This window comes from Azospirillum tabaci (assembly GCF_014596085.1).
GTDB lineage: Bacteria > Pseudomonadota > Alphaproteobacteria > Azospirillales > Azospirillaceae > Azospirillum > Azospirillum tabaci.
The window spans coordinates 1-23,467 of the sequence record NZ_JACCJY010000048.1 but is presented as its reverse complement, the minus strand read 5'-3'; the positions used below and the strand labels follow the sequence as shown (position 1 = coordinate 23,467).

General features: G+C 69.7%; 20 protein-coding genes and 1 tRNA gene. 11 read left to right on the top strand and 10 right to left on the bottom strand.

What is annotated here, in order from left to right; all coding sequences use genetic code 11:
* Positions 1–18 precede the first annotated feature (18 nt).
* Entirely contained in the window at positions 19–1,131 is a 1,113-nt protein-coding gene (locus tag H0B54_RS27940; protein WP_188263056.1) for a GNAT family N-acetyltransferase, read from the top strand.
* A 13-nt stretch (positions 1,132–1,144) separates the two neighbouring features.
* On the opposite strand, the gene H0B54_RS27935 is transcribed toward H0B54_RS27940, so the two are convergent.
* On the bottom strand, positions 1,145–2,224 hold the full coding sequence (locus H0B54_RS27935; RefSeq protein WP_211109610.1) for a glycosyltransferase: 1,080 nt from the start codon (positions 2,222–2,224) through the stop codon (positions 1,145–1,147).
* A 401-nt stretch (positions 2,225–2,625) separates the two neighbouring features.
* Complete coding sequence (locus H0B54_RS27930) at positions 2,626–3,702, bottom strand: CgeB family protein (RefSeq protein ID WP_188263055.1); 1,077 nt, start codon at positions 3,700–3,702, stop codon at positions 2,626–2,628.
* Positions 3,703–4,037: 335 nt separating this feature from the next.
* Here H0B54_RS27930 and H0B54_RS27925 point away from each other — a divergent pair, with 335 nt between their 5' ends.
* Positions 4,038–4,805 carry a phage tail protein gene (locus H0B54_RS27925; protein ID WP_188263054.1) on the top strand — a complete coding sequence of 256 codons (768 nt, stop codon included), beginning with the start codon at positions 4,038–4,040 and terminating at the stop codon, positions 4,803–4,805.
* Positions 4,806–4,890: 85 nt separating this feature from the next.
* Positions 4,891–5,613, top strand: coding sequence for a phage tail protein (locus tag H0B54_RS27920; protein WP_188263053.1), 723 nt, complete (start codon positions 4,891–4,893; stop codon positions 5,611–5,613).
* Positions 5,614–5,665: 52 nt separating this feature from the next.
* On the opposite strand, the gene H0B54_RS27915 is transcribed toward H0B54_RS27920, so the two are convergent.
* The 4 genes from H0B54_RS27915 to H0B54_RS27900 form a co-directional block, all read right to left on the bottom strand.
* Positions 5,666–6,973, bottom strand: coding sequence for a hydroxyacid-oxoacid transhydrogenase (locus H0B54_RS27915; RefSeq protein ID WP_188263052.1), 1,308 nt, complete (start codon positions 6,971–6,973; stop codon positions 5,666–5,668).
* Positions 6,974–7,055: 82 nt separating this feature from the next.
* On the bottom strand, positions 7,056–9,698 hold the full coding sequence (locus H0B54_RS27910) for a DUF2339 domain-containing protein (RefSeq protein ID WP_188263051.1): 2,643 nt from the start codon (positions 9,696–9,698) through the stop codon (positions 7,056–7,058).
* Between the two features lie 44 nt (positions 9,699–9,742).
* Complete coding sequence (locus H0B54_RS27905; protein WP_211109609.1) at positions 9,743–10,513, bottom strand: DUF72 domain-containing protein; 771 nt, start codon at positions 10,511–10,513, stop codon at positions 9,743–9,745.
* A gap of 34 nt (positions 10,514–10,547) precedes the next feature.
* Positions 10,548–10,898: a hypothetical protein gene (locus H0B54_RS27900; RefSeq protein WP_188263049.1), complete on the bottom strand. Its 351-nt coding sequence runs from the start codon at positions 10,896–10,898 to the stop codon at positions 10,548–10,550.
* Positions 10,899–11,127: 229 nt separating this feature from the next.
* On the opposite strand from H0B54_RS27900, the gene H0B54_RS27895 reads away from it, so the two are divergent.
* Both H0B54_RS27895 and H0B54_RS27890 read left to right on the top strand, forming a co-directional pair.
* A complete protein-coding gene (locus H0B54_RS27895; protein WP_188263048.1) occupies positions 11,128–12,435 on the top strand; it encodes a lytic murein transglycosylase in 1,308 nt (435 codons plus the stop codon).
* Between the two features lie 22 nt (positions 12,436–12,457).
* Entirely contained in the window at positions 12,458–12,847 is a 390-nt protein-coding gene (locus tag H0B54_RS27890) for a DUF1232 domain-containing protein (RefSeq protein WP_188263047.1), read from the top strand.
* A 19-nt stretch (positions 12,848–12,866) separates the two neighbouring features.
* Here the strand turns inward: H0B54_RS27890 and H0B54_RS27885 are convergent, their stop codons facing one another.
* Positions 12,867–13,286: a secondary thiamine-phosphate synthase enzyme YjbQ gene (locus H0B54_RS27885; RefSeq protein ID WP_188263046.1), complete on the bottom strand. Its 420-nt coding sequence runs from the start codon at positions 13,284–13,286 to the stop codon at positions 12,867–12,869.
* Positions 13,287–13,378: 92 nt separating this feature from the next.
* Here H0B54_RS27885 and H0B54_RS27880 point away from each other — a divergent pair, with 92 nt between their 5' ends.
* From H0B54_RS27880 to H0B54_RS27870, 3 genes are all read left to right on the top strand, one after another.
* Positions 13,379–13,822 (top strand): SRPBCC family protein, encoded by a 444-nt coding sequence (locus tag H0B54_RS27880; RefSeq protein ID WP_188263045.1) that lies wholly within the window; start codon positions 13,379–13,381, stop codon positions 13,820–13,822.
* A gap of 121 nt (positions 13,823–13,943) precedes the next feature.
* Entirely contained in the window at positions 13,944–14,600 is a 657-nt protein-coding gene (locus tag H0B54_RS27875; protein ID WP_246472926.1) for a nitrogen fixation protein NifQ, read from the top strand.
* A gap of 149 nt (positions 14,601–14,749) precedes the next feature.
* Positions 14,750–14,835: transfer RNA gene (locus H0B54_RS27870), tRNA-Tyr, on the top strand.
* Positions 14,836–14,943: 108 nt separating this feature from the next.
* Here H0B54_RS27870 and H0B54_RS27865 read toward each other — a convergent pair.
* The 3 genes from H0B54_RS27865 to H0B54_RS27855 all read right to left on the bottom strand — a co-directional run bounded on the left by H0B54_RS27865 (position 14,944) and on the right by H0B54_RS27855 (position 16,336).
* Complete coding sequence (locus tag H0B54_RS27865) at positions 14,944–15,306, bottom strand: hypothetical protein (protein ID WP_188263044.1); 363 nt, start codon at positions 15,304–15,306, stop codon at positions 14,944–14,946.
* Positions 15,307–15,314: 8 nt separating this feature from the next.
* On the bottom strand, positions 15,315–15,719 hold the full coding sequence (locus H0B54_RS27860) for a response regulator (protein ID WP_188263043.1): 405 nt from the start codon (positions 15,717–15,719) through the stop codon (positions 15,315–15,317).
* Positions 15,720–15,955: 236 nt separating this feature from the next.
* A complete protein-coding gene (locus H0B54_RS27855) occupies positions 15,956–16,336 on the bottom strand; it encodes a hypothetical protein (protein ID WP_143272056.1) in 381 nt (126 codons plus the stop codon).
* 603 nt (positions 16,337–16,939) lie between these two features.
* Between H0B54_RS27855 and H0B54_RS27850 the strand changes: the two genes are divergently transcribed.
* From H0B54_RS27850 to H0B54_RS27840, 3 genes are all read left to right on the top strand, one after another.
* A complete protein-coding gene (locus tag H0B54_RS27850; RefSeq protein WP_246472924.1) occupies positions 16,940–18,316 on the top strand; it encodes a hybrid sensor histidine kinase/response regulator in 1,377 nt (458 codons plus the stop codon).
* 118 nt (positions 18,317–18,434) lie between these two features.
* Complete coding sequence (locus H0B54_RS27845) at positions 18,435–18,800, top strand: hypothetical protein (RefSeq protein ID WP_188263041.1); 366 nt, start codon at positions 18,435–18,437, stop codon at positions 18,798–18,800.
* 427 nt (positions 18,801–19,227) lie between these two features.
* A partial coding sequence (locus H0B54_RS27840) for a SwmB domain-containing protein (protein ID WP_188263040.1) occupies positions 19,228–23,467 on the top strand: 4,240 nt, incomplete at its 3' end.

The window sequence follows — 23,467 nt, the reverse complement described above, 5'->3', positions numbered from 1 at the left end:
GGGCCTAGGCTGCGCGCCATGCGGGACATCCAGACCATCGGCGGCTTTTCCATCCGCGAAGCCCGGCCCGGCGAGCGCCACGCCCTGCTGGCCCTGGTCGCGCGGATCGACGCGGAGAGCGATTTCCTTCTGCGCGAGCTTGGCGAACGACCCTTCTGGGCACGCGATCTCGCTGCCTTCCAGGCGTCCGGCAATTCCACGATCTTCGTCGCCGAGGCCGTTGGCAACCGCCCCGCGGACCTCGTCGGCTATCTCAGCGCCCATGGCGGGCGGTTCCGCCGCAACCGCGGCGCGGTGACCCTGGCGGTCGGGGTGCGGCGCGACTGGAACGGGCACGGCGTCGCCACCGGACTGTTCACCGCGGCGGAGCGCTGGGCGCAGCGGAACGGCGCGCACCGGCTGGAACTGACCGTGGCCGAGAGCAACAGCCGTGCCCTGTCCCTTTACGAACGGCTCGGCTTTCTCGACGAGGGGCTGATGCGCGACGTCCTGCGCGTCGGCGGCGCGTGGCGCAGCGAGCGGCTGATGGGCAAGGCCATCGGGGCGGAGGGCGTTCCCGAATGGCCCGACCCAGCGCCCGACCCGACATCTGAGGTGACGCCTCCGGCGCGGATCGGACGGCTGGAGATCCGCCCCGCCCTCCCCGCGGACGCCGCCGCCTATCTTGCCTACGACCACGCGGTGCGGCGCGAAACCCACTTCCTGATGCGCAGCGCCGCCGAATCCCTGCCGGACGTCGCGGCGGCCAGACGCTTTCTTGCCGAACAGAGGATCGGCGACCGGACGGCCACCCTGCTGGCGATCGCCGACGGGACCATTGCCGGATCGCTGTCGCTGTGGACCGGCGCCTATGCCCGCACCGCGCACGAAGCCGGTCTGGGGCTGGCGGTGCGCCGGGATTTCTGGGCGCTGGGCGTCGGCGGGCGCCTGATCGCCGCGGCGGATCTCTGGGTGCGGGCGCGGCGGCTGCACCGCCTGGCGCTCTGGGTGTTCGGCCACAACAGCCGCGCCCGACGCTTCTACGCCAAGCACGGCTTCCAGGAAGAGGCGGTGGCCCGCCGCCACAGCCTGATCGATGGGCGGCTGGCCGACCAAGTGTCGATGGCCAAGCTGTATGGAGCCAAGCCGTAAAGGGGGGTTGGAGCTACGCCACCCCCGCGGCCGCCGCCCGTCCGGCGACCAGTTCCTCGAATCGCGACAGATAGCGTTCCGTCATGCCGTCCAGCGAATAGCGGGCCCGGGCGACGGCGCGGCAGGCGTCGGGGTCCAGCGTCTCGCAATCTTCGATGGCGCGGGCCATCTCCTCGGCGTCCTTGACCAGGAAGCCGGTGACGCCCGGCTCCACGAGGTCGGCCAGGGCGCCGGTCGGGAAGGCCACCACCGGCGTGCCGCAGGCCAGCGCCTCCAGCGCCGCCACGGGGGTCGGCTCCGACATCAGGGTGGGCGCCAGCAGGCAGCGCGCCGCCCCCAGCATCCAGCGCTTGCGCCCGAAGCCGATCCGCCCGAGGAAGCGGCGCTTGGGATCCAGCCGGGGCCGGATCTCCTCCTGAAGGTAGCGCTGTTCCTCCGCGCCGCGGGACAGGCCGCCGCAGAGCAGAAGTTGGATGTCGATCTGCCGCGCAGCGTCGAGCGCGATGTGGAAGCCCATCTCCGGCTCGATGTCGCCCAGGCAGACGGCGAAGCGGCGCTTCGGCACGCGGATGTGCAGGCGGTCCACCGCCACCCCGATCTCCAGCGGCGGCAGCAGCCTCAGCCCCGGCGAAGCCCCGCGCACCTGCGCGGCGGACACCGGCTGGAGATACAGGTTCGCCCGCGGGGAGGCCAGGGCTTCCGGCCGGTAGCGGTCCAGCGGCTGGTAGAGCGTCGCCAGGACCGGCACGTCCTGCGGCGGCAGCAGGGCGTCGAAATCCCGGACATGGAGATGCACAAGGTCGGGCGCGTGGTCCTCCACCGCCCCGGCGACCACGCTGGCAACGCGCCTCAGAACGGCGGCCTGCGCCCGCTCGTCCGGCGCCTGCCCATGCGCCCCGCCATGGACGCGCGCCAGCGGGATCAGCGTCCCGGCCACCGCCGAGTCCTCCGGCGCAATGACGACCGAGCGGTGCCCGGCCCGGACCAGGGCGGCGTCGATGGCGCCGGCCACCTGCTCCGCCGTTCCTTCGTTCTCCGGATCGGCGCCGATCGGGGCAAAGGGCGAAGCCACGGTGAGAATGGTCAATGCCATCGCGCCACCTCCAGGACACAAGGGGCTGAAGGGGCGCCGTCGCTCGCGGGACGTTTTCCCGCCGGCCTGTTTCTACGCATCACCGCTTCGTTCATCCCATGTCCCTGTGGTGTTATTCATTGAAACTTATTGTCTACCGCACGCTCTTCTTTCTCTCCGACATCTTGGCGGCCCGGAGAAAAGCCGGAATCGGGACAGTCCTGTTGCCATAGCCCCTTCTTTGTTTTCTACGAAAATGGGCCGCCGGTAACCGGGGTATTGGAAGTGGATCGCCTCGCGGAAGGGATAGCCGTCCTGCACCGGGGTGCCGACCTCGGAACCGGGAACCCGACCGGACGGTCAGGACGCCCATGGCGGCTTACTTCCAACAGAGGCAAGCCGGGCAACCGGGGAACGTCGGATCAATCATCGCCGCCCCCCTTGATGTCGAGGATGGAGCGCAACTCCCGCACGCGCCGTTCCGCCGTGTGCTCCTCCAGAACGCGCGACCGCGCGCGCTGGGCCAGCGTGGCGAGATGGCCGCGCGGCAGCATCATCGCCGTGGTCACGTCGTCGGTCTCGCGTGCGACCAGGATGTCGCGCCCCGGCTCGAAGAAGGCGCCGATCCCCTCCCATTCGTCGGAGATCACCGGAACGCCGCAGGCCGCCGCCTCGAACAGCCGGACGGACGGGCACCAGCCCATCGCCTTCAGGGGTTGGCGCGTCACGTTCAGCGTCAGGGTGGAGGAGCAGAAGAAGGCCGCATGTTCCGCCGGGGGCAGATGCCGGACGCGATGGATGTTGGCGCCCCAGGACGCGTCGTCCGGATAGCCGCCGCCGGCCAGGACGAAGCGCCGCCGCCCCAGTCGCCGGGCCGGCTCGAAGAACAGCGTCTCCAGCGCCGCCCGCCGATTCTCCACCCAGGCGCCGAGGTGGCAGAGGTCGCCGAGATAACGCCGCACCGGATCGGTGGGCCGATGAAGGTCCGGGTCGACCCAGGCGTAGAGCGGCGCCACGAACCGCGCACCCAGTTGGCTCTTCAGCGCTTCCAGCGCCTGCCCGCCCGTGCTGCTCAGCACGGTGTCGAACCCGCCCAGCCCTTCCGGCGGCAGATAGGGCGGCCGTTCCCCTGTTTCGGAGCGGGACAGGGTGATGTGCGTGTCGAGGTCGTAATAGACCGTGCGCTGCGCCTTCGACTCCAGCACGAGGTGGGAGGCCGCCGCTCCATCCGGACAACCGGAGGTCACCATCGCGACGTCCGCCTCGTCGGCGTGACGCTGCGCCGCCGCGGCCACGTCTTCCCAGCGTTCGTAAAGCACAAGCTCCCCGCCGGGGATGTCCCACAGGTCGCGGTGCTCCGCTCGTTCGGGCGTGTCGCGCTCCAGGAAGACGACGCGGTTGCCCCGACGCGCCAGGGCCTTGACCAGCCCGCGCCATAGGGTGGCGTGCCCGTTGCCCCAGGAGGAGCTGATGGATTGTCCGAAAATGATGATTTTCATGATGTTGGCGCCATGCCTCCGCCCCCGAGCCTCCATCCCGATGGCTCTTCCGGAACAACGTGCCCCGTCCGATCGTGTTCCGGGGGCTGGAACCGCGCGGAGGGGGTGCCCCGAGGATCCGCCGTCTGAACCGACATGCCGGCTCTCCCGCGCAAGGCCGCATCCTTTGCGTGCAAATACCCGAACGCACCAACCGTGAAAAAATTTGTATTAAAATGCCGTTTAACCACTGGAGTGGGATATGAGAGAATAAAGACTCTAAAAAAAGAAAATCATTCGATTGTATGACAACCCTTCACCGACGCCCAGAACAACCCAGGCACCGGGGACACATCATGCGCAAGACTCTTCTTCCCGCCGCGCTTGCGATGGCAAGCGGCATGGCTCTGTTCAGCACGCCCGCCGCCGCCTGCAACGACGAGGCTTACATCGGCACCGTCTGCACCTTCGCGTTCGACTGGTGCCCCCGCAACTACATCCCGGCGGATGGCCGTACGCTGCCGATCAACCAGTATCAGGCGCTGTTCGCCCTAGTCGGCTTCACCTACGGCGGCGACAAAGCGACCACCTTTGCGATCCCCGACCTGCGCGGCCGCGCCGCCATCGGCACCGGCACCGGTCCGGGCCTGACGAACATCACCATCGGCGCCAAGGTCGGCCAGCAGGAGCTTCTGCTGTCGGCGGCCCAGGTCCCGCTGCAGCCGCACAACCACACCGCCACCTTCACCGGCACGGGCGGCGGTTCGGGCGGCTCGACCACCGTCCCCTTCACCGGCACCGTCAGCCTTCCCGTCACCAACGGCGGCAACCCGGTGTCCGCCCCGACCTCGGGTACCGTCTATCTCGGTGACGCCTCGGTCAACGACGGTGGCCTCGGCGTCTCGCTGACGGGGCCATACAACACCAGCGGCCCGGGCACCGGCGCCAAGGTCGCCGGCACGGCCAGCGGCAGCATCACCGTTCCCAACACCGGCATCACCGGCGGCACCGTGGCGGTCGCGCCGGCGTCGGCCGGTGCCACCCAGAAGGTCTCCACCCAGTCCCCGGCCATCGGGCAGACCGTCTGCATCGTGGCCAACGGCCTGTACCCGAACCGTCCGTAACGGGTCCCGAAAAAAGGCCCCCCAACGCCGAGGACACATCATGCGCAAGACACTCCTCTCCGCTGCCTTTGCGATGGCAAGCAGCATGGCATTGTTCAGCACCCCTGCCGCTGCCTGCAACGTGGAGCCGTACATCGGCACCATCTGCACCTATGCGTTCGACTGGTGCCCGCGGGGCTATGTCGCGGCCGACGGCCGGACGCTGACGGTGCGCGATAACCAAGCCCTGTTCGCCCTGATCGGCTACCGCTACGGCGGCAACAACGCGGACCTCTTCGGCATCCCCGACCTGCGCGGCCGTGCCGCCATCGGCACCGGCACCGGTCCGGGCCTGACGAACATCACCATCGGCGCCAAAGTCGGCCAGCAGGAGCTTCTGCTGTCGGCGGCCCAGGTCCCGCTGCAGCCGCACACCCACACCGCCACCTTCACCGGCACGGGCGGCGGTTCGGGCGGCTCGACCACCGTCCCCTTCACCGGCACCGTCAGCCTTCCCGTCACCAACGGCGGCAACCCGGTGTCCGCCCCGACCTCGGGTACCGTCTATCTCGGTGACGCCTCGGTCAACGACGGTGGCCTCGGCGTCTCGCTGACGGGGCCATACAACACCAGCGGCCCGGGCACCGGCGCCAAGGTCGCCGGCACGGCCAGCGGCAGCATCACCGTTCCCAACACCGGCATCACCGGCGGCACCGTGGCGGTCGCGCCGGCGTCGGCCGGTGCCACCCAGAAGGTCTCCACCCAGTCCCCGGCCATCGGGCAGACCGTCTGCATCGCGACGACCGGCCTGTACCCGAACCGTCCATAACACCGGCGCGGGCGGCTTCTTCCCACAAGGATGGGGCCGCCCGCCGCTGCGCTCACCAGTAGGTCATGGCGTCGGCGTAGAGCCTGCGCAGGTCCTCCTCCGTCACCGGGCGGGGGGCGATGGTCAGGAGCCGCTGCTGGGCCATCGCGCCGCGCACCAGATCCGGGATGTCCGCCGCGCCATAGCCGAGCGCCGAGAGGCCGTTGGGCAGATGGGTGGCGCGCATCATGGCGATCAGCCGGGCGGCCAGAACGGCGCCGCCGTCCGCCGGGGACACGTCGCGGACCTCCGCCCCCAGCGCCTCGGCGGCGCGCAGATGGCGCTCGGGCTCGGCGGAACCGGTGAAGCGGAAGGCGGCCGGAGCGTTCAGCACCACCGAGATGCCGTGCGGCACCATCGGGGCGGCCTTCTCGTAACCGCGCGCCGTGAAGCGATGGTTCATCCCGGCGACGGAGTAGGACATGGCGTGCGGGATGTGAACGCCCGCGTTGCCGAAGGCGAGACCGGCCAGCGTCGCCGCGAACATCAGGGCGTCGCGCGCCTCCTCGTCCGCCGGGTCGTTGACGGCGCGCTCCAGATGCTGCCCGCCGAGCCGGATCGCCTGCAGGCTGCCGATGTCCGACCAGGGGTTGGCGCCCTGGTAGGGCGGGCGCGGGTTGGCCGCGTCGGGCTTCGGGCGGGAGCGGTAGGACCGCGCGGTGTGGCTCTCGATGGCGTGGGTCAGCACGTCGAAGCCGGTGGAGGCGATGACGCCGGACGGCAGGCTGTCGATGGTCGCCGGATCGACCAGCGCCAGATTCGGCCGCAGGTAGCGGGAGGAGATGCCCGTCTTCACCCGCATCTCGACATGGTCGAAGATGGCGACGCCGGTCGTCTCGCTGCCGGTGCCGCAGGTCGTCGGGCAGGCGATGTGCGGCTTGACCGGGCCGGGCACCGGGCGCCCCTCGCCCAGCGGCTTGTTGACGTAGGCGAGGAAGTCCGCCGGGTGGGTGGCGTAGAGGTTCGCCGCCTTGGCCGTGTCGATCACCGACCCGCCGCCGATGGAGACGTAGCCGTCGAACCGGCCGTCGCGGGCGAAGTCCGCCGCCTCAAGGAAGGACGCGCTGGTCGGCTCCACCGCGCAACGGTCGTAAACGGCGACGTCCAGCCCGGCCGCCTTCAGCGACTCAAGCGCCACCGCGAAGGGCGCGATCTCGGCCACATGGGGGTCGGTGAACAGGGCCACCCGGCGCATGCCCATGGCCTTGGCGTCGTTTCCGGCCTCCGCCAGCATGCCGCGGCCGAACTTCATCGATGCGGCCTCCACCGTGAAGCCGCTGTCGCCGTTCGGCAGGATGGGATGGGCGATGGGGGTGGTCATGGGTGCGGGCCTCCCTGGCTTTTCTGTGTTCGTTTCCACCATCGGAGCGCGAGAGGGGCCGCCTGTCAACCCAACCGTTCGCTCAGGCGACTGTTTGCCCTCCCTGCGGCGCAGTGCCCTGGAGCCGGCGGTAGAGATAGCCGACGCCGATCAGGCTCAACCCGAGTCCGAGGAAGGAGGCGACGCGGTACAGCCCGCCCAGCTCGGCCATGTCGCTGAGGAAGACCTTGGCGACCACCGCCAGGATCAGCGCCATCGCGGCGTGGCGCAGCCAGCCCAGCCGGTACCGCAGGGCGGCGACCAGCATCAGCACCGCCGCCGCCAGGAAGCCGGCGGAGTAGCCGTACCATTCAGCGTCCGGCAGGTCCGGCCCGGAGAGAACCGGCCCCTGGAAGGCGTGGCGGATCTCCAGCGCCAGATTCGTACCGAGCAGCGCCAGAGGCAGCAGCGCGATCCACGGGCGCAGGCGGGCCGGCAAGGGCTCCACCCACAGGAACAGCAGCCCGAGCAGGGCCGGAAGCCCATAGGCGAGCAGCAGCGTGTTCGCCACCGGCCAGGGGCCCACCGCTTCGTCGCTCCACAGCGGGTTCAGGGCAACGAGATGCAGGGCCACCGCCTGGAGCGCCGCCAGTCCGGCCAGGATGCGCCGTCCCCACACCGCCACGGGCCGCGTCCGCCAGCGCCGCCCCGTCGCCAGCAGCAGGGCCAGCGCCAGCCAGACCAGCGTGTGCAGCGCCACCTCGCGCAGCGTGTCGGGCGGCTCGTCCAGCGTGCCGCGGGTCAGCGCCTGGATGCCGAGCGACAGCAGCAGCGTGACGAAGGCCAGCCCGCCGGCCTCCAGCAGCGCGACCACCCCGTCGTCGCCCCTGCCGTTCGGCGCAGAGCGCAGCCAATGGGCGGCCAGGAAGAAGCCCACCGCCGGCAGGCCGTAGCCGTAAACGATCCAGCCAAGGCCGTCCTCCCCATACTCCAGCACGGACGGATTCAGCGCCAGCCGGACCAGGACGGCGCCCGCCACCAGCAGGATCACCGCGCGCAGCGAGCGCAGCCCCATCCGCCGCTCCAGCCACGCCAGCACCGGCACCTGTGCCGCCAATGCCACGGTCAGCCACGCTTCGCGCAGCATCATGACCGCGCCGAGGCTGAGCGCCCCGACCGCCCCGGCGGCGAAAGCGGCCAGCCCCAAACTGACGCCCGGCTGGTGGCGGTGGCGGGCCAGCGGGCCGGTTCCGGCGACCAGCAGCGCCGCCAGCGCCAGGCTCGCCACCGGCCACAGCGTGTCGGCCCGCGGCGGGTCCAACCGCCAGTAGGCGAGCGCCAGAAGCACCACCGGCATCCAGGCCGCCAGCGACGACCACAGCGCCGCCCGCGCCGACCGCCACAGGGCGACGAAGCCGCACATCCCGTAGAGCAGGGCGAAGCCGCCCACCGCCCACAGGAACCGTCCGGACTGAAGCGGCAACCCGGAACCGGGAGGAGGCACGATGGGATGCCCATCCGCGGTGACGTCGGGCGGCGGCAGGGGCCAGCGCGGCACCGTCCAGCCGGCGAAAGCCAGCAGAACCGCCAGCGCCCCGATCCAGGCGACGCCGGCGATCCGCTCGATCCGCCGCCCCGCCGCGACGCAGAGCAGCCCGAACAGGGCGAGCATCACCAGCGAGCCGGTGCGGTGCCCGTCCACGGTGACGAGCATCGCCATCAGCAGCCCCAGCACCGCCACCGCCGCGACGGCCAGACGGTCGGCGCGCGGGCGGCCCCTCCAGCGCAGCAGGTCGAACAAAGTGGTGCGCGGCATGGCCTCGACCGGCCCAGCCAGCAGGGCGGGCATCAGGAACAGCCCGGCGGTCAGCAGCAGATAGATCCCCACCGGCAGGGCGTCGCCGGGGTTCCAGCCGCCGACGTACCAGACCGGCACCCAGCCCGCCGCCCCGACCAGCGTGCCCAGCCCCAGCCAGCGCCAGCCGCGCCACAGCACCACCGTCATGCCGGCGCCCGACAGGGCCAGCAGATAGGCGAACAGCCCCCAGGCCGATCCCCCGATGGACGAGACCAGCAGCGGCGTCGCGAAGCCGCCGAGCAGCCCCAGCGCCGCGATGTAGGGTCCCTGGAGCAGCGACAGCGCCATCCCCAACACCGCCAGCCCGCCGAGCAGCGCGAAGGCCACCGGCGGGGCGAACAGGTCGTAGAGCACATAGCCGCCATAGACGCTGGCGAAACCGGTGAACAGCCCGGCCGCGGTCAGGGCCGGGGGAACCGGATCGCGGCCCTCCGTCCCCGCCCCTCCGCCGCGCTGCCGCAGCCATTCCCCACCGACCATCAGCGCGGCGGCGGAGAGCAGGCCGAGCGTGACGCGGACGCCGGGGCCGAGCCAGCCCTGCTCGATCGACATCTTGATGAAGAAGGCCGCTGCCAGGGCGACCGTGGCACCGCCCAGCCAGATCAACCAGCGCCCGGCCAGCGCGTCCTCCAGCCGGTTCCACACGGACAGCGGGGGTGGAGAGGGCTCCGGGAGCGGTTGGATCGGCGGCGGCTCCGGCGGAGCCTCCGCCATGACGGCGGTGTCCGCGGCGGGAGCATCGACCGGTGCAGCGTCGACCGTCATCGGCCCCTGAACCCGCTCCAGCGCCTGCCGCAGCCGGGCGATCTCGCGCTCCTGCGCCGTCAGCCGGCGGTTGAACCGGTGGGCGACGATGGCCCCGATCAGCACCAGAAGAATGACGTCCATGCCCGACCGCCCCGGCTGCGCTTGCTGTCGCGCAACGATAGCGGTCAGCCGCCGGGCTTGTCTCTCTGACCTGTGGAGGCATCCAAACGGCTCATCAGCGTCAGCGCGTCGTCGACGGCGTGGAAGTCGGCCGTGTTGTCGAAGACGCACCAGACCGGCCGCTCCCGCGCCTCGTCGCGGAAGCGCCGGGCCAGCCGGTCCAGGACGTCCAGCGGGTAGGCGCTGCGGTACATCACCGGCGATCCGTGCAGCCGCCAGTAGCGGAACCCGTCCCAGCCCGCCGGCTCCGCCGCGGCGGGCACCGGGGCCGGGTCGGCGGCGGCGCGGGCCACGGCATGGTCGACCAGCAGGCGGTCCGGCTCCACCGCGAACCAGCTCGGGTGGCGCGGCTCGCAGACGACGAGACCGGCGAACCGCTCGCGCAGGGCCGCGAAGAACGGGCCGGCCACCGCCGGCTCGAAGCGCAGCGTCGGCGGCAACTGCACCAGCAGCGGCCCCAGCCGGTCGCCGAGATGCCCGACCTCGTACAGGTAGTGTTCCAGCGGGGCGGCGCAGTCCTTCAGCCGCTGCTCGTGCGTGATGGCGCGCGGCAGCTTGACCGCGAAGCGGAAGTCCGGCGGCGCCGAGGCCGCCCAGCGCTCCCAAGTCTCCGGCTTGTGCGGGCGGTAGAAGCGGCTGTTGACCTCGACCATCGGGAAGACGCGGGCGTAGCGCTCCAGATGCGTGCCCTCCACCGGAAACGCCGCGGCGGAGGGTTTCGGGATGCTCCAGCCGGCGCAGCCGATGCGGATGGCGTTGATGGTCCCTTCGGCCAAGCCTCTGCTCTCCATGGGCGCGTGCGTTCCCGCCTTAGAACAGCGTCGGCTGCCGCTCGTCCCGCCGCGGAGCGGCACTGGCGTGATCGGCGTCGGCGATCAGCCGGGCCATCTCCCGGCGCGCCTTCTCCGCCTCGTAGCCGCCGCGGTAGCGCCCGACGAAGCCCTTCTGGCAGGCCCGGCTGAAGCGCTGCGACGCGGTTTCCCAATCGTCGCCGGGGCGCAGCCAGCTCACATAGGTGGTGCCGGTCCGCGGGTCGGTGCGCAGGTAGCGGCCATGCCCCTTCGGACCCCGCACCCATTGGCCGGGATTCAGGCGCAGAGCCCCCCGCGCCAGCAGCAGGGACACCTGCGGGGTGAGTTCGATGGTCGGAAAATACGGCATGGCGAACCCTCTCGGCGGCGCGCCGGGGGCGGGCCGCGAACGTCTCTTCTCTGGTTTCGGAATGCCCTGGATATGGGGATTTCAGCCCGTTTGTTCAAGTTTTGTTCGCGGTCAAGCCCTGGCTGTCTGGACGGTTATTCGGGCCGTGTTCCCAGAACTTGTCCGTTGAGTGAAAGGGCCTTCCGTCCTAGGCTCCGGCACAGCTTTTCCCTGATGGTCACGAGAGCGCATGCGCCCCCTGCTGTCCCTTCCCGTCCGCCTCCTGCTCGCCACCACGATCCTGGCCGGTTGCCAGACGACGGGCGCCCCGCCCGTTTCGGCCACCACGACGTCCGGAGCCACGAAGGCGACGGCCGCCGCCCCGGCCAGCGTGGCGCCGGCCCAGCCCGCCGTCAGCTTCGCCGACTGGCTGCAGGCGCTGCGCGCCGAGGCGCTCGGCCAGGGCATCCGCGCCCAGACCTTCGACCGTGCCTTCGCCAACGTGAAGCTGTCGGACCGGGTGGTGGAGCTGGATTCCTCCCAGCCGGAGTTCAACCGCCAGCCCTGGCAGTATCTGGACAGCGCGGTCAACGATCGCCGCGTCCAGGCCGGGCGCCAGCGCATCCAGGACAACGGCGCGCTGCTGCGCCGCATCAGCCAGCGCTCCGGCGTGCCGGCGGAAATCCTGGTGGCCTTCTGGGGCGTCGAGACCGACTTCGGCAATTTCACCGGCGGCTTCTCCGTCGTCGACGCGCTGACCACGCTGGCCTATGAGGGTCGCCGCGCCAGCTACTTCCGGACGGAGCTGCTGGCCGCCCTGCGCATCCTCGACAGCGGCGACATCCCGCCGGAGCGGATGAGCGGTTCCTGGGCCGGCGCCATGGGCCAGACCCAGTTCATGCCGACGATCTTCCTGAAGCACGCCACCGACGAGGACGGCGACGGGCGGCGCGACATCTGGGGCAGCCTGCCCGACGTCTTCGCCTCCACCGCCAAATTCGTGCAGGCCAACGGCTGGCGCACCGGGGAGCGCTGGGGCGAGGAGGTCACGCTGCCCGCCGGTTTCCCCTACGAGCAGGCCGAATACAACATCTCCAAGCCGGTCTCCGAATGGCGCCGCCTCGGCGTGCGGCCGGTCAACGGCGGCGACCTCGGCGGCGAGGAGGAACGGGCCGCCGTCCTGATGCTCGCCGGGGCGCAGGGGCCGGCCTTCCTGGTCCGGGAGAATTTCCGGGCGATCATGAAGTACAACCCCTCCACCAGCTACGCGCTGGCGGTGGCGCTGCTGTCCGATCGTCTGGCGGGCCGTTCCGGCGTTCAGGGAAGCTGGCCGCGCCACGAACCGGCGCTGAGCCGCGATGAGCGGATCGAGCTTCAGGAGCGGCTGGCCTCGCTGGGCATGGAGCCGGGGACGGCGGACGGCATCGTCGGCGCCAACACCCGCAACGCCGTGCGTCGCTTCCAGCAGTCGATCGGCGCCGTGCCGGACGGCTTCGCCACCAAGTCCCTGCTGGAGCGGCTGCGCCAATCCGCGGCCCCCGTCCCGGCGGCGGGCTAGGAGCGGCCGGAAGGAGCCCGCAATGCTGTCGACGGCGAAGGGTTGGGCGCGGCGGATCAAGCGCGACGTGATCGCGCTCTATCTGGCGGCGCGCGACCCGCGGACGCCCTGGTACGCCCGTGTCGCCGCCGCCGCGGTGGCAGCCTACGCGCTCAGCCCCATCGACCTGATTCCCGACTTCGTGCCGGTCCTGGGCTACCTGGACGACCTGCTGATCGTGCCGCTCGGCATCCTGCTGGTCATCCGCCTGATCCCGGCGGCGGTGCTGGAGGAACACCGCGCCACCGCCGCCAAACTGGCCGACCGGCCGGTCAGCTACGCCGCCGCCGCGCTGATGGTCGGGATCTGGTTGGTCGCCGCCGTCGCCCTGTTCCGGTGGCTCGAACCCTATGTCGCGGGCTGGCTGGGCTAGACGCGCGGGCGCCTTTCCCTCATTCGCCCAGCAGATGCAGCGCCAGGGTCCGCTCGTGGGGCCGGCGACGGTGCTCGAACAGGTAGATGCCCTGCCAGGTGCCCAGCGCCATCCGCCCTTCCAGCACGGGAATGGAGAGCTGCACCGTGGTCAGCGCGCTGCGGATGTGGGCGGGCATGTCGTCCGGCCCTTCCAGGATGTGGTCGTAGAGCGCCGGGCCTTCCGGCACCAGCCGCTTGAAGAAGCGCTCCAGATCGCCGCGCACGCTCGGGTCGGCGTTCTCCTGGATGACCAGCGAGGCCGAGGTGTGCCGGCAGAAGACGGTCAGCAGACCGGTCTCCATGCCCTGGGCGGCGACCCAGCGGGCCACCGGCTCGGTCACCTCGACCAGGCCCTGGCCGTGGGTGTGGGTGGTCAGCGTCGTGACGGCCTGCCGCATGTTTGTCGCCCTCCGTGCTCGATTGCGCGTCTTGGAAGCGGGTCATCCATACACCAAATCGCTTGGCGTTCCCGACCAACAACAGGTGATCCATGGAACTGAACGGCCAGTACCGGATTCCGGCGGCGCGCGAGCGGGTCTTCACCGCGCTCTGCGATCCTGCCGTGCTGCAACGCTGCATCCCGGTGCTGGAGGAAATGGACCGGCTGTCGCCCACCGAATACACCGCGCGCGTGCGCGCCACGGTCGGGCCGCTGAACGCGCGCTTCGCCGGCAACGTCCGGGTGGCGCCGGAGGACGCGCCGCGCTTCTACATCCTCTACGCCGAGGGCAAGGGCGGCCTCGCCGGAGCGGTCAAGGGCGAGGCCCGCATCACGCTGGAGGAGGTGGACGGCCACACCCATCTGTCCTTCACCCTCGCGGCGGCGCTGGGCGGGGCCGTCGGGCGGCTGGCGGTCAAGCTGGTCAAGGCCAAGGCCGACCGCGTCATCAACGGCTTTTTCGAACGCTTCACGGCCGAGGTGCTGAACGGCTGACGCGGATGCCGGGAAGGCTCCGACAACGCACCCGCAAAAAAAACCACTTCGCAGTTGCGGGAATTTGATCCACCATCACGGTCATGACCGAACAACCCCCCGATGCGGGAGTTCGCCGACCATGATTGCCGACACCGTGATGGCCGCCCCTTTGATTGTCGACATCGCCGATCCCGCGGCCTTCTCGCTCCACCCGCCCGCCGACGCCCTGGACGGCGTTCAGGATGGCCCGGCCCTCGACCGGCTGCTCTTCACCCGCATCCTCGGGCTGGCCGTGCAGCATCCCGGCGGCGTCACCGCCTCCCTGGGGCTGGCGCGCGGCGCGCTGGCCGAACTGATCCGGCGGCACGCGGCGGGCTTCGCCCATCTCCTTCCCACCCTGCCCGACGGCAGCGGTGAGGACGCCATAGAGGAGGAGGATCTGCGGGCCTTCCTGCTCGACCACCGCGCCGCCGGGACCGCTGAGGAGGAATGGCTGGCCGCCATCGTCGCCCGCCGCGCGCTGGGGCCAAACCATCTCTGGCAGGACATGGGCTTCGCCAACCGGCGGGAGTTGAACGCCATGTTCCGCCGCCATTTCCCGTCGCTGGTCGCGCTGAACAGCGGCGACATGAAGTGGAAGAAATTTTTCTACCGCCAGCTCTGCGAGCGCGAAGGGCTGATGCTCTGCAAGTCCCCGAACTGCGAGGTGTGCGATGATTTCAGCGCCTGCTTCAGCGCGGAGGACGGCGACCCGCTGAGCACCCTGGCCCGCGTGGCCCGTGGCGAGGGGGCCTGAACGGAGGTGCCTGAACAAAGATGCGCTGCCGGTGAAGAAAGCCGCTTGACCGGAGCGCCGTCACCCGTTAGATAACGCCACCCGCCGGACGGAAGGCCAAGCAAGGCCCGATGAACGGCAGGTCTCCGATGGTCGCGTCAAGCATCAGCGGAAGGGTGGCCGAGTGGTTAAAGGCAGCAGACTGTAAATCTGCCCGCGTAAGCGTACGCTGGTTCAAATCCAGCCCCTTCCACCATCTGACGCGGCCGGCTCATGACAAGGTCATGACCGGCCGTTTCCTTTTCCGGTCAGCGCTGAATTGTTGCCATACCGGCACGTGCGTCAGTGCACCATGTCGGCGTGGTCAGCGCGGCTGTGCCCCCAGATCCTCGAAGGTCAGGCCCTTGTCGGTGCGGGTAAAGCGGCCCTTGCCGTTGACCGTCATCGCCGTCGCTCCGGGCTGCGGCGCGAAGGTGGCCGCGTAATAGCAATCATACTGCTTGTCGTCCGGCTTCGGGGCGCCGTTTCGGTATTTGGTGTCCACGCAGCCCTGCTTGCGGAATCCGTCGAAGCCACGGAAACCGCCCTGCCCCTGGCCGTCCAGCGCCCGCTTGGTGTGCGATTCCACCAGCTTGCGCATGTCGGACTCGCCGGGCTCCCCCGAACAGGCGGCCAGCGACAGAACCGCCAGACCGCACAGCGCCGCACGCCGCACCACGCCCCCCATCCTCTCCCTCACTTGCCGGCCAGCAGGCGGTCCACCCGCTCCTTCAGGGCGCCGAAGGACGGCGGCTTCACGACGAAGCCGTTGACGCCCAAGGACATGGCCTTCTTCACGATTTCGGATTCCGTGTGGTTGGTCAGGAAAACCACCGGCGTGCGGCGGTTCCGCACCTCCGCGCTGGCCCGGAGCTCGGCCAGGAACTGCAGGCCGGACACCGGCTTCATGTCGATGTCGCAGACGATCACGTCGGGAGTGGCGCGGATGCATTCCTTCATGCCGGTTTCACCGTTGTCGGCCTCGGCGATCGAACGGAAGCCGATCTGCGAGAGGATCTGCATGATGGTCCGGCGCACGAAGGGCTGATCTTCGATGACCAGGATGCTGTACTGCCCGTAATCGACCGGCTTCCTGTCCATCGCCGCACCCTCCTTCGCCCGAGCCCAGGGATCTGGCCAAGCACTGGTGGGACCAGCCCATGGTCATACAGTCGAACACTGATAATGCGAGTCCGCCGAACGAGCAACCAAAGGACGGTTACAACTTTTAAAGAATGGCGGATTTCCTGTGGCAGGACGCGGCGAAGGGCCGCGCGAAGCCGCACGGCCCTTGGTTCTCCGCATGGATTGGACGCATTCCCAAACCCTGCCGGATGCTATCGCCGGCTGGTTCCCTGCAACCCCAGGAGGGTGGAGATCACACCAGCCACCAGCCGGCGCTCCGGGTGCAGTTCATGCACCGCCACCGCGCGTCCGGCAAAGGACAGCGCCGCCTTCGCCATGCCCGCCGGGTCCGGGCAGGCCTCACCGTCGATCCGGAAGCGCGCGACGGTCTTGGTCAATTCGTGCATCGCGGTCAAAGGCGGGATGCACATCAGAAAGCGGGCGCTGGCAACCGGCGTGAAGCCGCAGCGCTCGAACATGGTCTGCACGGTCACCGGATCGCCCTCCGGCCCTTCGGTCCCGACCTGATAGCGGAGCAAGCGCTGCGCCCGCTCCTCCACCGCCTCGGACCAACCGGCGGTGGCCGTAATCATGGGGTTGATCAAACCTGCCTCCAAATGCACCAGCCACGGGCCGCGCAGGCTCCAGGGACGTTAGATTGTCCGCTAAACAAACAAGGTCAAGAAACATCCCGTATGGTGGAAGCCTGCATCCGTTTGCTCACGAAGCAACCATTGTGCCAGCGAACGGAAGAAGCTTCGCAGGGCCGCCCCACCCCGCCGCCGGGTTCCCCCTATCGTCTTGAGACTCCATTTGATTAGCCCATGGCGTCCGTGCCGACGCCGGAACGGCGCCTCGGGATTCAACAGCGCAGCGACCGTCCCGGTGCCGTCGGCTGCGCCTCCCATGCAAGCAGGACACATCACGTATGCGACAATCTGCCGCTCTTTTGGGCACAGCGTGTCGCTGCTCCGCAACCGACACCCTCTGAGCGATGAGCAGGACCCTTGCACGCGCGTGAATCGTTATGCCCACGAAAACAATTCCTGTTCTGCGCTGTTGTGACGTGAAGCACGTGGGTTCAAGAGCCAGAAGTTGTTGTGTGGCGGTGAGCGGGGGCCATCGTGGAGACGTATATGCCGAAACATGCGGATTCGGAAAAACCGGATGAGGGTGGATCAACCACCGAAAATGCGTTGCGGGACAGCCTGGACACGCTGAACCGCAACCTTGCCGAGGGACTCCGGACCGCGGACCGCCTGCAGCGCGACGCCAGCCGTCTGGTCGAGGAAAGCGCGCGTCTGGCCGCTGAGCTGGCTGAGCAGCGGCGCGAGATGGGTCGGCTCCGCGACCGGCTGCATCGCGCCGAGGACCGCCGTGCCGACCGGGAGGAGGAGTTGCGCCGCGCCCATGAGGCGGCGGAGCGCGCCGACCGGGCCAAGGCGCGCTTCCTGACCGCCGCCAGCCACGACCTGCGCCAACCGATCCAGGCGGCGGCGCTTTACACCCACATCCTGCGCGGCGCGGTCGGCGCGAACCCGGCGGCCAGAGAGGCCGCGGACTTGCTCCAAGCCTCCATCGACAGCCTGAGCGGCATGCTGAGCGGCCTTCTGGACCTGGCCCGGCTGGAGGCCGGCGCGGTGGACGTCACGGTCACGGAGTTCCGCCCCGACGCGCTGATGCGCCGTCTGGCCCAGGAGTTCCGGGAGAGCGCGACGACCGAGGGGACGAGCCTGCACGTCTATCCCAGCGGCGTGGCGGTGCGGACCGACGCGCGGCTGCTGGAACGGATACTGACCCACCTGCTGTCCAACGCCATCCGTCACGGCGGGGGGAACGGACGGCGTGTCCTTCTCGGATGCCGGCGGCGCCCCGGTGCGCTGGAGTTCCAGGTGTGGGACGACGGGCGCGGCATCCCTCCCGACGCCCGCGCCGCCATCTTCGAGGAGTTCCACCAGCTCGACAATCCGGAGCGCAGCGCGGCCAAGGGCTTCGGCCTCGGCCTGCCGCTGGTGGCCCGCATGGCCCGGCTGCTCGGCCTGACGCTGGACCTGCGGTCGCAAGTCGGGCGGGGCACGGTCTTCACAGTGACCGTTCCGCGCGCCGCCCTCCCCCCCGACCCCGACCGCCGCCTGACCGCCGCCGCCCGCGCCATGGCCGTGGCCGCCACCAGCGCGGCGGCGACGGCATCCCCGACGGACCGGATGAGGGGCCGGCGGGTCCTGTTGGTGGAGGACGACGAGCGGGTGCGCCACGCCATGATCATGCTGCTGAAACGCTGGGGCGTCCAAGTGACCGCCGTCGGCTCGGCGGAGGAACTGGCCAACCGCCTGCCCCGGATGCGCAGCCGTCCCCATGTGGTGCTGGCCGATCACCGGCTCCCACGCGGACAGACTGGCCGCACGGTGGCGGAACTGGTGCGCCGCCGCTGGGACGTGCCGGTCGTCATCATCACCGGCGACACGGCGCCGGAACGGCTGCGCGAAGCCCGCTCCATCGGCTGCCGCCTGCTGCACAAGCCGGTGGAGCCCGGCGACCTCGCCGCCACGCTCGATGACGTCATGGAGCGCTGAGCCTCCAGAACGATCCCTCACGCCGTCTGTTCGCCTCGCGGACGACGCCCGGTCCAACACCCACACCACGCGCCCCGACGGCACTCGCAACCAGACAGAGAGCGGCATCATCCAAGTGATGAGCTGGGCGCTGTTCGAGCGCGTCGCCCGCGACGACAGCCGCGTCACCGCAGCGGATTGCGCAGTGGATTGGGCCGGCTGTCCCGTCCTGCGCTTCGCCAGCGTGCCGGACCGCGTCGACATCCACATCGTGGAACGGCCCAGCGGTCCCTTCCTCGGCAGCGGCGAGGCGGTGCAGGGACCGAGCGCGGCGGCCGTCGGCAACGCCATCCGTTCAGCGACCAGCGTCTGCGCGACCTGCCCTTCCCCCCGGACGGGTGCGGGGGGTCGACCGCCACCGAATAGAGTCGACCCGGAGAGAATTTCCACATTTTTCCCGGTGAATAGAACGACCGGCTTGGCACCTTCGGACGGAGAGGGGTGAAAGCCCAACCGAGGATGAGCCGCCTGGCCGCCCGCCGTCGTTGCACCATGCCAAGACGCCAAGGATAGAAAACCGCGGGCTTTGCTTGCCGCCGCAATTTTCCCTTGCGCCACTTTTACTGGCATAACGCACCACACAAAGCAGCGTCCCTTAATGAAACCCAAATCAACTCATTAAAAAACTGCCACGCCGCCAAACGTTAACAACGCATTAATGCACTAAATAACACAATATACTGCAATAAGAAACAGCGCAATAAATGCTTGTGCTTGCGGGTGACAAGAAAACCGCTGTGTTAAATGCAGCGTGGACGCATTGACTTTATTGACCCGGACGTCCGGCTGTGGGTATGTCAAATCAAACGAGGTACCTATTTCTTTCGAGAGATGATCGCCTCGGATTGCACGCCACTTAGGAAACGTCCGCCATGACCGAAGCGTCCGCCGCCCCCACCAAGCGCGTCACCACCTCTGGTCGCTTCCTCCAGACGGCAACCGAGATTGCCGTCGTCGACACGGCCCTTGCCGGTTGGCGGGATCTTCGGGCGGGGCTTCCGCCCGGCGTGGAGGCGGTGCTGATCGGCGAAGGCCGGGACGGCGTGGCGGCGATGGCGCAGGCGTTGACCGGACGTCACGGCATCCGGGCGCTCCATGTGCTGTGCCACGGCTTCGAGGGCGGGCTGCAGCTTGGCACGGCACGGCTCGACAAGGCAGCGCTGACGGCGCGCCAGACGGAACTGGGCGCCATCGGCGCCTGCCTTGCCGACGACGGCGACATCCTGCTGTACGGCTGCAACGTAGCGAGCGGCCACGGCGAATCGTTCCTCGACGCGCTGGCCGACATCACCGGCGCCAGCATGGCAGCGTCGCGGACGCCGACGGGCGCCGCGGATCTCGGCGGCGACTGGGATCTCGATTGGACCCGTGGCGATCTGCGGACCGCCCCCCTGCGGATCGACCGCTACGCGGGCGTGCTGATGGCGGCTCCCGAACCGATGGACACCGTCGCCTATGTCGGTGAGTCCACCATCACCATCACCTTCGACGGCACCCTCGACAACACCAGCCAGCCGGCTCTGTCCACCTTCGATGCGATCTCGGTCGGCGACATGTCTTGGGGCACCAGCGCCGTGTTGATCAACGGAACGAAGGTCAACGTGACCGCCGCCGTGGTTTCCGGCAAGACCGTGACGCTGACCGTCAACTCGACCCTCACGGCCGGCGATTACATCGAATTCCGCTACGTCGATCCGGCGGGCGACAACAGCAGTGGGGTCATCCAAGCCGGCAACGGTCTCGATGTCGCATCCACGTACATTGTAACCATTGTCATGGGACCGCGCCCCGCGGTGGCGCCGGTCCTGCAAAGCGCCGCGGTGGACGGCACGTCCCTGGTGCTGGCCTACGACGTGGCGCTCGACTCCGCCAATCCGCCGATGGCGAGCGCCTTTACCGTGATGGCCGGCGGCTCTCCGGCCACCATCAGCAACGTCGCGGTGAACAGCGCGAACAAGACCGTTACCCTGACGCTGGCCCAGGCCGTCGCCCACACCGACACCGTGACGGTCGCCTACACCGACCCAACCGGCGGAGACGACACCAACGCCGTCCAGGGCACCACGGGCGTCGACGCCGCGTCCTTCGCCGCCCGGCCGGTCACCAACAACACGCTCAACCCGAACGGCACTCCCCCCACGCTGACGCTCACGCCGAACGACAGCTACGCCCAGCTCATGATGGGCAACCCGACCTTCGACCTGTTCAATGCCGTCACCGCCTCCACGGCGGACAGCGGGCAGACCTTCACCGGCATGGTGCTGACCGTCCACAACGTCGCGGGCACCGGCGGCAACGAGTTCCTGAGGATCGCCGGAACCGACATCACGCTGAGCAACGGGACCTCGGGCAGCTTCACCGGCGGCAACTACGCGGTGACTCTGGTGAACGGCGTCGCCACGGTGGCGATCAGCGGCATGTCGCTGAGCAACAGCGCGATGAGCACGCTGATCGACGGCATCGCCTACAAGACCACGGCATCCACGGTTTCCAGCCTCAGCCAGACCAATTCCGGGTTCAGCGAAACGCGCCCCATCGTCCTGCGCTCCATCACCGACAGCGGCGTTACCAACAACACGACCGAGGTCAACAAACTCGTCACCGCATCGTTCGGGATGCAGGCAGGCACACTCTTCCCCATCACCATCACGCCGGACACCCCGACCGCCACCTTCACCAGCGGCACCCCGACCCAGCTTTCCTTCTCGGTGAACGTCAACACCGCGATGATTCTGGTGGGAAGCACCCTTCACTTCGATGTAGCCGCCCCCAGCGGCTGGACGATCGCGAATCTCCAGCTCAACGGGCTCACGAACAACACCCTGACCGGCATCATTCCGTCCGGAGTCCAGACCCTGACCTTCGACGTGACGGCGTCCGGCACGGACACGTCCGGCCACTTCCCCGTCAGCATCTTCACCTCCACCAGCGGTCTGTATCCTCAAGCGTCGGTTTCGGCCGGCTCCGTCATGGTGACGCTCGCCGCGCCGGCCCCGGTCCTGCAAAGCGCCGCGGTCGACGGCACGTCGCTGGTCCTGACCTACGACGTCGCGCTGGACGCCGTGAACGGCCCGGCGGCGGGCGCCTTCGAGGTCAAGGTGGGCGGCAACGCCGTAACCGTTTCCAGCGTCGCCGTGAACAGCGTCAACAAGACGGTCACCCTGACGCTGGCCCAGGCGGTCCAGCACGGGCAGACGGTCACCGTCACCTACACCGACCCCACCAGCGGCAACGACGTGGCGGCGATCCAGAACGCGGCCGGTGGCACGGACGCGGCCTCCATCACCAACCGGACGGTCACCAACAGCACTCCGGACACGGCGCCGCCGTCGATCACCAGCGTCACCATTCCCAACCAGCCGGCCAAGGTCGGCGACACGGTGACCGTGACCATCACCGTGGCGTCGGACAGCGACACCTACACGCTGGGCAGCGGCAGCACGGTCGACGGCTTCGCGCTCGGCAACCTGACCAAGGTCAGCGCGACCACCTACACCGCCACCTTCACGGTCACCGCCGACGGCCAGCGTACCGGCGACCGCGCCGCCAACCAGGACATCCCGGTCAACATCGTCCTGGTCGACAGCGCCAGCAACGCCAACGCCCCCTACACCACCCCGATCAGCCAGACCAACGACCGCATCGACACCAACGCCCCGCCGGTCCTCGCCGTCCCGACCACCCCGCCGACGCTGGTCGACACCGCCGCCGCCGACACCTTCCCCCTGATCGCCGGCCAGCTCGCCGCGACCGATCTCGAAGGCGACGCGCTGACCTACTCCATCGCCGGATCGCAGAGCTCCCCGCTCCAGCACGGCAGCGTCACGCTGAGCAACGGCGTCACCTACGACACCTGGTCCACCGGGCCGGGCGGCACCTCCTACGTCAACAGCCAGACCGGCCACTACGCCTACGTGTTCGACGCCGCCTTCCTCAACGGCGTGCCGGCCGGGCCGATGCAGGGCACCAGCACCTTCACCGTCTCCGACGGCAACCGGACCGTCTCGCAGCAGCTCACCCTCAACTTCACCGGCGCCAACGACAGCCCGATCCTGTCCAGCCACGTCCGCAGCCTGAGCGCCCTCGACCAGGGCATCGCCGACGCCGCCAACACCGGCACCACCGTCACCGCCCTGCTGGCCTCCGCCGGCACCGCCACCGACGCCGAGTACGACAGCCCCGTCCCGATGGTCACCGTCGTTCCGCTGGGCATCGCCATCACCGGCGTGACCAACAGCAACGGCGTCTGGCAGTACAAGGTCGGCAGCGGCGCCTGGACGGACATTCCCACCGGCTCGTCCAACGGGGCGGCGTTGCTGCTCGCCGGGTCGGACCGCGTGCGCTTCGTGCCGAGCGGGACGGGCTTCACCAGCACCGACACCGGCGGCCTCACCTTCAAGGCGTGGGACCGCACCAGCGGCACGGCGGGCGGCACCGCCGACACCGGCGCGGACGCCTTCAGCACGGGCAGCGCCACCGCGACGATCGCCGTCGACGCCGTGCCGACCCTGACCGCGACCGGCGGAGCCAAGACCTTCGGCGTCGGGGTGGACAGCGCGACCAGCCTGTTCAGCGGCGTGGCCGCCTCCACGGTCGAGGCGGGGCAGAGCTTCCGCGGCGCGGTGCTCACGGTCAGCGGCGTGGCCGACGCCACCGAGGTCCTGACCATCGGCGGCACCGACGTCGCCCTGACCAACGGCGCCACCGCCACCCTGAGCGGGCTGGGCGCCGCGGGCGGCAACGCCAGCGTGAGCGTGTCGGTGGTCGGCGGGGTCGCCACGGTGACGGTCAGCGGGCTGGAGCGCAGCGACGCGCAGATGAGCGCGCTGCTCGGCGGGGTCGCCTACAAGAACACCAGCGCGACGGCGACGCTGGGCGCCCGCACGGTGGCCATCGCCGGCCTGACCGACAGCGGCGGCGCCACCGGCAGCGCGACCATCTCCGGCGTCAGCACGGTGGTGAGCGTGGCCGACGTGACGCCGCCGGCGGCTCCGGTCGTCACCAGCGCGGCGCTGACCAACAGCGCCACCCCGACCCTGGCCGGCACGGCGGAGGCGGGCAGCACGGTGACCGTCACCATCGGCGGGGCGACCTACACCACGACCGCCACCG